This is a genomic window from Streptomyces sp. NPDC007264 (assembly GCF_042869095.1).
In the GTDB taxonomy this organism is placed as follows: Bacteria; Actinomycetota; Actinomycetes; order Streptomycetales; family Streptomycetaceae; genus Streptomyces.
The window spans coordinates 151,155-164,250 of sequence record NZ_JBIAFD010000016.1 but is presented as its reverse complement, the minus strand read 5'-3'; the positions used below and the strand labels follow the sequence as shown (position 1 = coordinate 164,250).

The 13,096-nt window shown below is 74.3% G+C and carries 12 protein-coding genes; 3 read left to right on the top strand and 9 right to left on the bottom strand.

What is annotated here, in order from left to right; all coding sequences use genetic code 11:
• Window positions 1-18: 18 nt before the first annotated feature.
• Entirely contained in the window at window positions 19-1,272 is a 1,254-nt protein-coding gene (locus ACFYMU_RS25760) for a cytochrome P450 (protein WP_388377577.1), read from the bottom strand.
• Between the two features lie 73 nt (window positions 1,273-1,345).
• On the opposite strand from ACFYMU_RS25760, the gene ACFYMU_RS25755 reads away from it, so the two are divergent.
• Window positions 1,346-2,617, top strand: coding sequence for an FAD-dependent oxidoreductase (locus ACFYMU_RS25755; protein ID WP_388377574.1), 1,272 nt, complete (start codon window positions 1,346-1,348; stop codon window positions 2,615-2,617).
• 111 nt (window positions 2,618-2,728) lie between these two features.
• On the opposite strand, the gene ACFYMU_RS25750 is transcribed toward ACFYMU_RS25755, so the two are convergent.
• Window positions 2,729-3,649 (bottom strand): LysR family transcriptional regulator, encoded by a 921-nt coding sequence (locus ACFYMU_RS25750; protein WP_388377572.1) that lies wholly within the window; start codon window positions 3,647-3,649, stop codon window positions 2,729-2,731.
• A 71-nt stretch (window positions 3,650-3,720) separates the two neighbouring features.
• Between ACFYMU_RS25750 and ACFYMU_RS25745 the strand changes: the two genes are divergently transcribed.
• The gene (locus tag ACFYMU_RS25745) at window positions 3,721-4,608 is read left to right on the top strand and encodes an SDR family NAD(P)-dependent oxidoreductase (protein WP_388377569.1); all 888 of its coding nucleotides are present in this window, start codon (window positions 3,721-3,723) and stop codon (window positions 4,606-4,608) included.
• Between the two features lie 240 nt (window positions 4,609-4,848).
• Here the strand turns inward: ACFYMU_RS25745 and ACFYMU_RS25740 are convergent, their stop codons facing one another.
• The gene (locus ACFYMU_RS25740) at window positions 4,849-5,919 is read right to left on the bottom strand and encodes a maleylacetate reductase (RefSeq protein ID WP_388377566.1); all 1,071 of its coding nucleotides are present in this window, start codon (window positions 5,917-5,919) and stop codon (window positions 4,849-4,851) included.
• A 585-nt stretch (window positions 5,920-6,504) separates the two neighbouring features.
• Here ACFYMU_RS25740 and ACFYMU_RS25735 point away from each other — a divergent pair.
• Window positions 6,505-7,734 carry a phosphodiester glycosidase family protein gene (locus ACFYMU_RS25735; RefSeq protein ID WP_388377563.1) on the top strand — a complete coding sequence of 410 codons (1,230 nt, stop codon included), beginning with the start codon at window positions 6,505-6,507 and terminating at the stop codon, window positions 7,732-7,734.
• Between the two features lie 19 nt (window positions 7,735-7,753).
• Here the strand turns inward: ACFYMU_RS25735 and ACFYMU_RS25730 are convergent, their stop codons facing one another.
• From ACFYMU_RS25730 to ACFYMU_RS25705, 6 genes are all read right to left on the bottom strand, one after another.
• Window positions 7,754-7,948: a hypothetical protein gene (locus tag ACFYMU_RS25730; protein WP_388377560.1), complete on the bottom strand. Its 195-nt coding sequence runs from the start codon at window positions 7,946-7,948 to the stop codon at window positions 7,754-7,756.
• 121 nt (window positions 7,949-8,069) lie between these two features.
• Entirely contained in the window at window positions 8,070-8,963 is an 894-nt protein-coding gene (locus ACFYMU_RS25725) for a phosphatidylinositol-specific phospholipase C/glycerophosphodiester phosphodiesterase family protein (protein WP_388377557.1), read from the bottom strand.
• A 182-nt stretch (window positions 8,964-9,145) separates the two neighbouring features.
• On the bottom strand, window positions 9,146-10,234 hold the full coding sequence (locus tag ACFYMU_RS25720) for an acyl-CoA dehydrogenase family protein (RefSeq protein ID WP_388377554.1): 1,089 nt from the start codon (window positions 10,232-10,234) through the stop codon (window positions 9,146-9,148).
• A complete protein-coding gene (locus ACFYMU_RS25715; RefSeq protein WP_388377552.1) occupies window positions 10,231-11,415 on the bottom strand; it encodes an acyl-CoA dehydrogenase family protein in 1,185 nt (394 codons plus the stop codon). Before ACFYMU_RS25715 ends, ACFYMU_RS25720 begins: the two co-directional genes overlap by 4 nt.
• Window positions 11,412-12,389 (bottom strand): NADPH:quinone oxidoreductase family protein, encoded by a 978-nt coding sequence (locus tag ACFYMU_RS25710; RefSeq protein ID WP_388377549.1) that lies wholly within the window; start codon window positions 12,387-12,389, stop codon window positions 11,412-11,414. The genes ACFYMU_RS25715 and ACFYMU_RS25710 overlap by 4 nt, the downstream gene beginning before the upstream one ends.
• Window positions 12,390-12,473: 84 nt before the next feature.
• Window positions 12,474-13,046 (bottom strand): helix-turn-helix domain-containing protein, encoded by a 573-nt coding sequence (locus ACFYMU_RS25705; protein ID WP_388377546.1) that lies wholly within the window; start codon window positions 13,044-13,046, stop codon window positions 12,474-12,476.
• Between the last annotated feature and the right edge of the window lie 50 nt (window positions 13,047-13,096).

The following is a 13,096-nucleotide window of genomic DNA, read 5'->3' as shown; positions in this document are numbered from 1 at the left end:
TGCGCAACGGCACCGGTTTCACACCGCAACGCCCGGCCCGGTGTCGTCGGGCACGGAACCGGGCGTGAACGTGACGGGCAGGCGCTCGGGGCCGCGCAGGCCGCTCGGCCTCCAGCGCAGTTCGTCCGGCGGTACGGCCAGGGCGAGACCGGGAAGGCGGCGCAGTACGGTCCCGATGGCGACCTGACCCTCCAGCCGGGCCAACGGGGCGCCCAGGCAGTAGTGGATTCCGTGTCCGAAGGCGAGGTGGGCGTTGTCCCGGCGGGTGATGTCCAGACGGTCGGGGTCCGGAAAGCGTGCCGGATCCCGGTCGGCGATGGCGGAGGCCACCAGCACCGTGGCGCCGCGCGGGATCGTCACGCCCGCGATCTCGACGTCCTCCCGCGCGAAACGGGCGATGCCGGGGTTCACCGGTCCGTCGTAGCGCAGGAACTCCTCGATCGCGTGCGGCAGCAGCGCCGGGTCCTCCCGCAGCAGCCGGAGCTGGTCGGGGTGGGCCAGCAGGGCGGCGATGCCGCCGCCGATCAGGTTGACCGTGGTGACGTATCCGGCCACCAGCAACAGGAACGCCATGGCGATCAGCTCGTCCTCGTCCAGCCGCCGCTCCTCGTCACGAGCGGTGATCAGGGCGCTGAGCAGGTCGTCTCCGGCGTCGGCTCGTTTGGCCGCCAGCAGGGTGGTCAGATAGGCGCGCATCTGCCGCCAGGCTCCGTCGACCACGGCCGGGTCCGGCGGCTCGGGTCCCCGGAGGATCATGTCGTCGGTCCACCGCTGGAAGTCGTGCCGGTCCCTCGTGGGCACCCCGAGCAGCTCGCCGATCACGGTGACCGGAAGCGGCAGCGCGAAGTCGGCGACGAGGTCCGCGCGGCCGGCCCGCACGATCGCGTCGAGCAGCCCGTCGGCGACGGCCTGGACGCGGGGCCGCAGCTCGGCCACCCGGCGCGCGGTGAACGCCTTCGAGACCAGGCGCCGCAGGCGGGTGTGGTCGGGCGGGTCCGCCCGGAGCATGGTGCGCAGCATGGACTCGCGCTCCGTCACGGGCAGCTGCCGGAGGAGCCGAGGGTCCGACGCGTCGTGGATGTCGCTGCTCAGGCGCGGGTCGCCGAGCGCGGCGAGGCCGTCCTCGTAGCGGGTGATCAGCCAGGCGTCCAGGCCGCCGGCGACGACCACGCGCCGCACCGGGCCCTCTTCGCGCAGCCGTCGGTAGAGGGGGAAGGGGTCGGCCACGAAGGCCGGGTCGGCGTACGGGAGAAGGAGCGGCTGCTCACTCATCGTCGACTCCGCAGATCTTGGGGTTAGATGTCCCAGTATGGCTAATTTTGCCGTAGATCCCGAGAGTGGCCCGATGGACCGGACGACGTGCTGTGTGGTGGGTGGCGGTCCCGCCGGAATGGTCCTCGCCCTGCTGCTGGCGCGGGCCGGCGTGGGGGTCACCGTCCTGGAGAAGCACGGCGACTTCCTGCGCGACTTCCGCGGCGACACCGTGCATCCCTCGACCCTCGCCCTGCTGGACGACCTGGGCCTCGCCGAGCGGTTCGCCCGTCTGCCGCAACGGCGGGTGACGACAATCCAGCTGCCGATCGGCCGGGACCGGTCCCTGGTCACCGTCGGGGACATCGGCGCGCTGCACGGCAGGTACGACTACATCGCCATGGTGCCGCAGTGGGACCTGCTCGACCTCCTGGCGGACGAGGCCCGGCGGGAGCCGTCCTTCTCCCTGCGGATGAACACCGAGGCGACGTCCTTCCTGGTGGAGCCCGTGGCGGCCCACCCTGCCGGAGCGAGGGCGGGAGCTCCGGGGAGGGTCACCGGGGTGCGGTACCGCACGCCCGACGGCCGCAGTGGTGAGCTGCGCGCCACCCTCACCGTCGCCTGCGACGGCCGGGGCTCGCTGGCCAGGTCGCTGCCCGAACTGCGGCTGCGGCGGTTCCCCTGCCCGATGGACGCCTGGTGGTTCCGGCTGCCGCGGCGGGAGGAGGACCCGCACGGGCTCGTGGGAGGCGTCGGTGACCGGTTCCTCACGGCCCTGATCGACCGCGGGGACTACTGGCAGTGCGCCGTGCTGATCCCCAAGGGTTCCGACGGCGGGCGCCGTGCGGCCGGCCTCGAGCCGTTCACGGCCGCCGTCGCGGCCGCCGTCCCGTGGCTCGCCGACCGGGTGCACACGCTGCGGTCGTGGGACCAGGTGAAGCTGCTCGACGTACGCCTCGACCGCCTCCGCCGCTGGCACCGCCCGGGTCTGCTGTGCATCGGCGACGCCGCACACGCGATGTCGCCGGTCTTCGGCATCGGCATCAACCTCGCCGTGGAGGACGCCGTGGCCGCCGCACGGTACCTGGTCGGGCCGCTGCGCGCGGGCGCGGTGGGACCGCGTGACGTACGCCGCGTGCAGCGCCGCCGCCGGCCCACCACGGTCGCGACGCAGGCCTTGCAGCGGACCGCCCACGCACGCGTCATCGAACCGCTGCTGGCGGGCCGTCCTCCCTTCGGCGACCCCGGACGGGCGCAGCGCCTGGCCGAGCTGCTCACCACCTCGCGGTGGCTCAGACGCGTACCGGCGTACTTCCTCGCCTACGGCGCCGTACGCGAACGGCCACCGTCCGCGGCGCTTCGCTGAGGGCGCCTCGACGGCCCCGGCAGGGCGCCTACGGCGCGCGCCTCGCCTGCGACGCGCGCGCCGAACCGACGGGCGCGGTGTCGCGGGCTCGGCGGGGTGCCGGGGAGGGTGTCACCCGTCCGTCCCCGCGGCCGCGGTGCGCAGGGCCTCCGCCACTCGGGCCGCCGGTTCCGGCAGGGGATGCGGGAGGTGGGCCAGGACCAGGCGGCGCCGTTCCTCGGGACCACCGCGCACGGACACGACCCGTACGCCCGCGGGCGCCGCCGGGGCGAGCGAGGCCGGGATCGTGGTGATGCCGCAACCCGCCGCGACCAGATGCAGCTTGGCCAGCCAGTCGCGGGCCGTGTGCACGGTCTCGGGCCGTTCGTCCAGGCCCGGCCACACGCCCAGCAGTTTCTCCCTGCCGGAGGAGGAGGGGGCCGCGATCCAGCGCCGGCCGCGCAGTTCGGCGACGTCGACCGAGTCGGCCCGGGCGAGGGGGTCGGTGGCGGGCACCGCGACCATCAGGCTGCGTTCGCTCAGCGTCTGCGCCGCCAGCGGGGGCGACTCCGTGTCCAGCGGGCGGTAGGGCGGCTCCATCGCCAGCAGGGCGATGTCCAGGGTGCCGGCACGCAGGGCCCGTACGAGCGCGGGAGTGCTGCCCTCCCGGGAGACGACCGTGAGGGCCGGGTGCGTACGGCGCAGCGCGGCGACCGCCCGCGGCAGCAGGACGGCGCCCGCGCTGGCGAACCAGCCCAGGCGCACGGTGCCGCCCGCGGCGGGCAGCCCGGCGAGTTCGCGCGCGGTGGCGTCGATCTCTTCGAGCACGGTGACCGCCCTGCGCAGCACGACGTGTCCGGCGGCGGTCAGCCGCACCCCTTCCCGGCGGCGCTCAAGCAGCGGCGACCGGGCGGCCCGTTCCAGGGAGGCGATCTGCCGGGAGACCGCGGACTGGGTGTAGCCGAGGGCGGCGGCCGCGGCCGTGAGCGTGCCGCGCTCGGCCACCTCGTGGAACACCCGCAGCCCGACGAGCGAGACGTCCGTGAAGTCCATGACTCTTATGCATACCAGGCGTGAGTTACTTTCGTTGGACTCATGGCCCGGGTGTTCCTAGCGTGACGGTCATGACTTCTGCACGCATCGCTCTCGTCACCGGCGCCAACCAGGGACTCGGCCGCGCTCTCGTCGAAGGGCTGGCCGCCCGTCTGGGACCGGACGACCAGGTCCTGCTCACCGGACGGAACGCCGACCGGGTCGCGGAGGCCGCCGGGCGCGTCACCGCGGAGCCCGGTACCAGGAGCCGGGTGGAGGGTCGGGTGCTCGACGTCTCCGACGCGGGCGCCGTGGCCCTGCTGGCCGCCGAACTCTCCCAGCGCCACGGCGGGGTGGACCTCGTGGTGTCCAACGCCAGTGCCATGCTCACCCCCGAGCGGTCGCAGTCGGAGCAGGCCGACGACTTCGTCGGCGTCGCCAACGGGGGCACGGTCGCGATGCTCCGCTCGTTCGCGCCCGTGCTGCGCCCGGGCGGGCGGCTGCTCGTGGTCGCCAGCTCCCTGGGCACGCTCGGGAACCTCGACCCCCGGCTGCACTCCCTGTTCGACGGTGCCTCACTCGACGACGTCGAGAAGGCCGTCGCGTCATGGCGCACGGCCCTGAGCACCGGCTCGGCGGAGGACCTGGGCTGGCCGCGCTGGATCAACGTGCCGTCCAAGGTCGCCCAGGTGGCCGCCGTGCGCGCGGTGGCGGCCGAGCGCCGGGACGTCGACCTGCCGGCGAACCGGCTGATCGCCTCCGTCTGCCCCGGGCTGATCGACACGGCCCTGTCCCGGCCCTGGTTCACCGACTTCAGCGGGGCGCAGACACCCGCGCAGGCGGCCGTCGCCGTCCTCGACCTGCTGCTCACCGAGCGGACGGATCCGGCGGCGTACGGGGAGCTGGTCCGGTTCGGGCAGGTGCTGGACTGGCACGGGGGGACACCGCCGCGGCTTCCCGAGGGGTTGCTCCTCCCCTAGGCCCTGTCGTCAAATTCCCGTCTGCCGTGCGACGCCATGCACGCACTCTCGCCGCCCCGGGCCCGGACCCAAGTACATCCAGTACGTGGGTCAGGGCCCGGCACGCCGAGAGCACGCACCTGACGCCGCGCGGCCCGCCCTTCGGGCGGACGACGCGAATGTGACGACAGGGCCTAGCCGCCGCGGCACCTCCGCTCTCGCCGGGGCCGGCCGGGGCCCTCCGGTCCGGTCCCTGTCGTCCTACTCCGGCTCCCGCCCCTCGTAGGCCGCCCTCAGCACGCCGAGCACGCCCTCCGTCGTCAGCCGGCGTGGGTTGCGGTACGGCTGTCCCGTCACCTGTGCCGCCGCGTCCGCCAGGTCACCCTCCCCCAGGCCGAGCTCGGCGAGCGACCGCGGCGCGCCGAGCCGTGCCGCCAGTTCCCACAGGGCGCGCGGGACGTCCTCCGCGCCGAGGGCCCGGCCCAGTGCGGTCATCGCCCCGGGTGCCGCGGAGGCGTTGTAGGCGAGGGCGTGCGGGAGGACCACCGCGTGCGTGTCCGCGTGCGGCAGGCCGAACGTGCCGCCCAGCACGTGGCACAGCTTGTGGTGCAGTCCCATGGTGGTGGAGCCGAGGCAGGCACCGCACAGCCACGCCGCGTACAGGGCCCGGCTGCGGGCCTGGAGGTCCTCCGGTTCGGCGGCCAGCCGCGGCAGCGCCTCCGCCATCGCCCGGGCGCCCTCCTCCGCCATCAGCGAGACCAGCGGGGAGGTGTCCGGGGCGTACAGCGCCTCCGCGACGTGCGCGAGCGCGTTCATGCCGCTGGTCACGGTGAGCGGTACGGGCAGCGAGAGGGTCAGCTCGGGGTCGTAGACGACGCTGCGGGGCTGGACCACCGGGTCGCGGCCGGTGCGCTTGATCCCGTGTTCCGTCAGGCCCCAGACGGGCGTCATCTCCGAGCCGGAGTACGTCGAGGGAACGGCGATCAGCGGCAGCCCGGTGCGCAGGGCGATCGCCTTGCCGAGGCCGATCGCGGAGCCGCCGCCCACCGCGACGCACCCGTCGGCCCCGGCCGCCCGCACCACCTCGACGGCATGGTCGGCGATCTCGACGGGCACGTGCATACGGGCCTCCGCGTACAGTCCCGCGCAGGCGTCGCCGAGGGCGTCCGCGACGCTCCGTGCGGCGGTCTCACCCCGGCTGCCGCACAGCACCAGGAGCCGCCGCAGCCCCAGGCGGTCGGCCTCGTCCGGGGTCGCGGTCACGGAGGCGCCGGGCCGGAAGACGACCCGTACGGGCCGGGTCTCGTACGAGAAGTCGTCGGAAACGGTCATGTCGCACGCTCCAGGTGGGGATCGTCGGCGGCTGGGTTCCGCTTCTTCCATGATCCCGCGCCCGGGCGTCTTCGCGGACCCGTCGGCCGGCCGCGCCCCGGGCCCCTGGCCTGCCGGGGCCGCCGGTGGCGACGGGCCGGGTGGCGCGGCACCGGGCCGGCGGTGCGGGTGCCGCGGGGCGAGCGTGGCGTGCGGTGGCCCGGCGGTGGCACGGCGGACGGCCCGGCTCGGGACCGGGCGCACACCGGGCCGCGGGTGCCGTCGTGCGTCCTCGCGTCCTCGCGTCCCCGCCTCCGTCACCCCCAGCGCTACGCCGGCCCGGCGCCCCGCCGCCCCCGCCGGCCCGGTGCCGAGAAGCGGCCCGGAGCCGAGCAGTTGTGCGGTGCCGAGCAGCGGTGCGGTGCCCAACCTGCCGTGGAGCACGATGTGTTCGCCGTGCGACGGCGCCGCGGTCGAAGAGCACCCGAAGGAGTGCGTTTTCTCGTCCGTTCCCGCGTCGTCGGCGACCGAGCACCGTACAGGCCCCCGGGGTCTGGTGCACTTCCCCTGAATCCTGCCGAAGTTGACGAGACATCAGGGGGAAGCGTGACACGTCGCGACAGACGGCTCAGAAAGGTCGTCACGGCTCTCGTTGCGTGGAGTGCGCTGGCCGGTGCGGCCCTGGCGGGGGCGGCGCCGGCCGACGGTGTGCCGAGAGCCAGGGCGATCGCGCCGGGCGTCGAGTACAGCGAGTTCGATCTCTCCGCGTCCCACGGGGTGGCCCGCGCGCACCTGCTCAGCGTCGACCTGCGCAACCGGAACGTACGGGTCGACCTGCTGTATCCGGGAGCCGTGGCCGCGCGGGCCACCGTCTCACGGCTCGCCGACGCGCGGCACGCCCTGGCCGGGATCAACGGCGACTTCTTCAACATCAGCGAGACCCAGCACCCGGGGGTGGAGGCCACCGGCTCGGCCGTCGGCCCGGCCGTCGCGAACGGGCACGCGCTGAAGGCGGCCGTGCCGCCCGGGCAGCGCTTCGGGCCCGCACTGCCGCCCGGCACCACCACCGAGGACGTGCTCGGGGTGGGCACCGACCGCACGGCCCGTCTCGACCGGCTGGCCCTCGCCGGCACCGTGAGCACCGCACGGGAGCGGCTCGCGCTGCGCGGTCTCAACCAGTACGCGCTGCCCCAGGGTTCGATCGGGGCGTACACGGCGGAGTGGGGCGCCGCCTCGCGGCTGCGGGCCGTCTGCGGCACCGACACCGACCGGGGCGCGCCGTGCAGTCCGGACACCTACGAGGTGACGATCAGGGACGGCCGGGTCGCCGCCACGGCCGGCACGCCCGGCACCGGTGCCATCGCCGCCGGCACCACGGTCCTGGTCGGCCGGGAGGCGGGGGCGCAGGCGCTGCGCCATCTGGTCAAGGGCGAGGCCGTCGCGGTCGGCAGCCGTCTGGTGGCGGCCTCGTCCGGGGTCCCCTACGTCTTCGCGGTCGGCGGCTTCCCGGTGCTGCGCCACGGCGCCCCGCTGTCCGGCCTCGACAACGCGACGTCCGCCGTGCGCACCGCCGTCGGCATCGGGGACGGCGGCCACCGGTTGCTGCTCCTCGCCCTCGACGGCGCGTCCGCCTACCGCACCGGACTCACCGTCGCCGAACTCGCCTCGGCCCTGCGGACGATGGGCGCCACGGACGGTGTCGACCTGGACGGCGGCGGCTCCTCGACCCTGGTCTCCCGGGGGCCGGGCGCGAGCACGGTCACCGTGCGCAACCATCCGAGTGGGGGCGCCGAACGTCCGGTGCCGGAAGGCATCGGGGTCTTCGCGTCCTCCTGAGCGGGGCGCCGGGCGAGGGTCAGGGACGCAGGCCGCTGACGATGTCGGCGGTCGCGGCCAGGCCCTGGTGGATGGTCGGGGCCATGCTGCTGCTGGCGAGGTAGAAGCCGAGCAGGACGCAGACCAGCGCGTGTGAGATCTTCAGCGCGCCGTTGCGCAGGAAGATCACCGCAGGGATCAGGAGCAGCAGCACCACCGAGATGGAAACGGCCATCGTCAACCTCCTCCGCCACGCCCACTTCGCGGCTTTCGGCCGCAAGTGTGGCGTAGCGGAGGGCTCACCCGGGCGGCTGACGTGTCCCCCGATCGTGTGGTTCTGGGCCCTGTCGTCTGGATCAGGCCGGCTGTGGGTCCCGGCGCCTTCCGGCCGACCGCTGGTGGGCGTCGAGGAACGCCTCGAGGCCGGCCAGGTCGTCGGTGTTGATGTAGTCGACTCCGGCGGCGACCAGTTCGTTCCACAGTGCGTCGCGGGCCGGCCCCGGCGTGTCGGGCGTGGCCCAGAAGCGCACGCTCTGCCGTCGTGCGTGCGCCTCGGAGACGATGCCGCGCAGCCGCTGCCGCTCGGTGCCGGGGAACGGTCCGTCGCCGAGCCAGGTGAATGCCGGCGTCCAGTTGTCGCTGATCAGCGGGGCGAAGGTGGCGTCCGCGGGGCCGCCGAGGTCGCCGAGGCGACCGTCGTAGAAGGCGTGCCGCACGGTCTGCGCCTCCATCGGCGCGCGGGCCGCGCGGTCACCGGAGACGACGGCGGTGACCGCTCCCGGGTGGACGTGCCCGTGGGCGTACGTCGTGAACAGGTGCCGGTGGCGGCGCAGATGGCGGTCCAGTTCGAGGTAGGTCGACGCGCCCTCGGTCTTGATGTCGACGAGGAGTTGCAGGGGGCTGCGCCAACCTCGGTAGACCGAGCCGCGGTTGGCCCTGACCCGGGCGGCGAGCGGGTCCAGGTAGAGGGACTCCAGGGTGCGCCGCGGGTCGAGGGCTGAGGCGTCGTGGGCGACGAGGAGCTGGTCGCCGACCAGGTGGATGTCGGCCTCGACACTGCCGAAGCGGTGGTCGAGGGCGTCGAGGAGGGGACGCGGGTGCTCGTAGTCGTTGTGCGCGTGGGCGCGCCGGAGGGGGCGCGGGCCGTGCCTGTCCTCCCTCGCCGCCGCGCGGGCGGCGGGCAGGGCGAACGAGCCCGCCAGGGCGGCGCCGAGGGTGGTGAGGGCTCTGCGACGGGTGGTGAGGGCCATGCTCTGCCTCCCTTGAAGGGCCGTACCGGACCTCAGGGAGTATGCGCCGTCGGCGGCGCACGGAGCGCTGTGGTGCGCGGAGTTGGCCGGACCGCCGCCCCTCGTTCACCTCCGTCGGCGCCGGGCACGGGCGAGGCCCGCCCACGGACGGAGCCGGGGACGGGCCTCACTCGCGGGGGGTGTTACGACGGGGGGCGCAGGTCGACCAGCTCGGCCAGTGCCTCCCGGTGGGTGCCCGCGGTGCCGTAGGCGATCGAGTCCGCCTTCGCCCGCTTCAGGTGGAGGTGGACCGGGTGTTCCCAGGTCATGCCGATGCCGCCGTGCAGTTGCAGGGCCTCCTCGGCGGCCCGGACGGCGACGGGCGCCGCGTACGCCTGGGCGACGGCGACGCAGACCCCGGTGTCCTCGCTGCCGGTGGCGAGCGCGTCGGCGGCGTTGCGTGCGGCGGCGCGCAGGCCGACGACGTCCAGCCACAGTTGGGCGAGCCGGTGCTTGAGCGACTGGAATCCGCCGACGGGCCGGTTGAACTGCTTGCGCTGGGAGAGGTAGCGCACGGTTTCGGTCAGGCACCAGTCGGCGACGCCGAGTTGCTCGGAGGCGAGCAGCCCGGCTCCGGCGCGCAGGGCCCGTCGTACGGCCGGCTCCGCGGCACCCAGCCAGCGTCCAGGGGCCCCGGTGAGGGTGACCGCAGCGAGGGGACGGGTCAGGTCCAGGGGCACCTGCGGGGTGATGGTCACGGTGTCCGCGTCCACCGCGTACAGCCCGCCGTCCTCGGCGGGGACCAGCAGCACGTCCGCGGCAGCCGCGTCCGCGATCGCGGTCAGCTCGCCGCGCAGGGTGGTGCCTTCGACTGCCACGGTCGTGAAGGCGGCGCCCGGGGCGACGTTCAGGGAGACCGCCAGGGCGCCGATCGTCCGGCCGGACGCCAGCCGGGCGAGCAGGTCGGCGGCCTCGTCGCCGGTGCAGGCCAGCAGGGCCTCGGTGGCGACGACGGCGCTCGTCAGATAGGGCACCGGCGCCACCGCGCGCCCCAGCTCCTCCAGGACGACGGCGGCTTCGCGGTGCGTGGCGCCCTGGCCGCCCCGGTCCTCGGGCACCAGGAGGCCCGCGAGGCCCATGTCGTCCCCCAGCGCCTTCCACAGCGCGAGGTCGTGCGGGGCGTCGGACTCGGTCCGGGTGATCACCCCTGCCGCGTCGCAGTGGTCGGTGAGCAGGTCCCGGACGGCGGAGCGCAGCGCTTCTTCCTCCTCCGAGTACAGCAGGTCGGTCATCGGGCGAGGTCCTTCCAGGCGACGTCCTTGTCGGTGCGCGGCTCCGAGGGCAGGCCCAGGACGCGCTCGGCGACGATGTTCAGCAGGACCTCGCTGGTCCCGCCCTCGATGCTGTTGCCCTTGGCGCGGAGGTAGCGGTAGCCGGCGTCACGGCCGGTGAAGTCGACCAGCTCGGGACGGCGCATGGTCCAGTCGTCGTACAGCAGGCCCTCCTCGCCGAGGAGTTCGACCTCCAGACCGCTGATCTCCTGGTTGAGGCGGGCGAAGCCGAGCTTCATCCCGGACCCCTCGGGGCCGGGCTGGCCCGCGACGAGCTGCTGCCGCAGCCGCTCACCGGTGAGGCGGCCGACCTCGGCCTCCACCCACAGCTTCAGCAGCCGCTGGTGCAGGTCGTGGGTGCGCAGTTCGGGGCGCTCCCGCCAGGTCCTGGCGACCGGCCCGATCATGCCGCCCTCGCGGGGAATGCGCATTCCGCCGATGGACACGCGCTCGTTCATCAGCGTGGTCTGGGCGACGCGCCAGCCGTCGCCGACCTCACCGAGGCGGCGGGAGTCGGGGATGCGGACGTCGGTGAGGAAGACCTCGTTGAACTCGGCCTCACCGGTGATCTGCCGCAGCGGCCGGACCTCGACGCCGGGGTCGGTCATGTCGCAGATGAAGTAGGTGATGCCCTGGTGCTTGGGCACGTCCGGGTCGGTGCGGGCGATCAGGATCGCCCAGCGGGCGAGATGGGCGCTCGAGGTCCACACCTTCTGGCCGTTGACCACCCACGCTCCGCCGTCCTCCCGGACGGCGCGGGTGCCGAGTGCCGCGAGGTCGGATCCGGCGCCCGGCTCGCTGAACAGCTGGCACCACACCTCCTCGCCCACCCACAGGGGCCTGAGGTAGCGGCGCTTCTGCTCCTCGGTGCCGTAGCGCAGGATCGTGGGCGCGGCCATGCCGAGGCCGATGCCGATGCGCCGCGGGTCGTTGTCGGGGGCCCCCGCGGCCTCCAGCTCGGCGTCGACGACCGCCTGGAGCGAGCGCGGGGCGCCGAGGCCGCCGAGGCCCTCGGGGTAGTGCACCCAGGCGAGCCCGGCGTCGAAGCGGGCCCTGAGGAAGTCGAGGCGGTCGGTGTCGGCGGGGGGATGCGCGGCGAGCAGTTCCCGTGTGCGGCTGCGCAGTTCGGCGGCGTCGGTCATGCCGCTCCTCCTTCGTCGAGACCGGGGATCACGACGACGCGCCCCGTGGTGACACCGTCGGCGACCCGCTGCACCGCGGCCGCGGCACCGCCCAGCGGCACGCGCTCGCTCACCAGGGGCTTGATGACGCCCCGGGCCGCCAGTTCGGTGAGCTGTTCGTGGCAGTGCCGGATCAGCTTCGGGTTCTTGGTGTTGTACAGGCCCCAGTGCAGGCCGAGGATCGAGTAGTTCTTGACGAGGGCGTGGTTGAGCGCGGGGCTGGGAATGGACCCGCTCGCGAAGCCCACGACGACGATCCGTCCCTCGAAGGCGACGGCCTTCGCGGACTGCGCGTACGCCTCGCCGCCCACCGGGTCGTAGATCACGTCGGCGCCCCGGCCGCCGGTGGCCGCCTTCACGGCGGCGACGACGTCCTCGTCCCGCCGGTCGATCACCACGTCGCAGCCCAGTTCACGGGCCACGGCGGCCTTGGCGGCGCCGCCGACGACGCCGATGACCGTGGCGCCCGCCGCCTTGCCGAGCTGCACGGCCGCGCTGCCGACCCCTCCGGCGGCAGCGTGGACGAGCAGCGTCTCGCCCGCCTGGAGACCGGCCCGGCGGTGCAGGCCGAACCAGCCCGTCTGGTAGCCGATGTGCAGGGCGGCGGCCTCCGCGTCGTCGAGGGCGTCGGGCGCGGGCAGCACGGCCGCGGCGTCGGCGACGGCGTACTCGGCGAAACCGCCGTACGGCAGGGCGGGATTGGCGATCACCCGTCGCCCGTCCTCGGTCTCGGCGCAGATCTCCACGCCCGGTGTGAACGGCAGCGGGGGCCTGACCTGGTACTGGCCGCGGCACAGCAGCGCGTCCGGGAAGTTGATGTCGGCGGCCCGCACCCTCAGCAGCACCTGGCCGTCGCCGGGCGTGGGCGGCTCCGCCTCCTCCAGCCGCATCACCTCGCTCGGTTCGCCGTTCTCGTGCACGTGCCATGCCTGCATGCGGGCCCTCCACGGACTGCGTCGTCTGACCGGGTCGGTCGCATACTAAGCGGTCGCTTGCCGATCAGGGAACAGTCGGGTGCGTCACGCGCGGGCGGGCCGCGCGCGGACGTGCATCCGCTCGCCCTGCGGACCGAACAGACTGAGGAACTCCGCGGGCCCCTCCCCCGTCGACCCGAACCAGTGCGGTACCCGGGTGTCGAACTCGGCCGCCTCGCCCGCGGTCAGCACCACGTCGTGCTCGCCCAGCACGACCCGCAGCCGCCCGGACAGCACATAGAGCCACTCATAGCCCTCGTGCGAGCGCGGGTCCGGCTCGAGGTTCCGCTGCGGTTCGAGGACCTTGAACGCCTGGAGGCCGCCGGGCTGCCGGGTGAGCGGCCAGTACGTCCGGCCGTGGCGCACGATCGGCTTGGCGCGCACCCGCGGGTCCCCCGCCGACGGGGCGCCGACCAGCTCGTCCAGCGGCACCTGGTGGGCCCGCGCGATCGGCAGCAGCAGCTCCAGGCTGGGCTTGCGCAGCCCCGACTCCAGGCGCGAGAGGGTGCTGACGGAGATGCCGGTCACCTCGGACAGACCCGCCAGGGTCACCTCCCGCTCCTTGCGGATCTGCCGCAGCCTGGGGCCCACACCCGCCAGAACGTCGTCGGTACTCATGACCGTATTGCAGTTCCAGCAAAGTCGTTTGTCAATCCGGCAGTGATCGG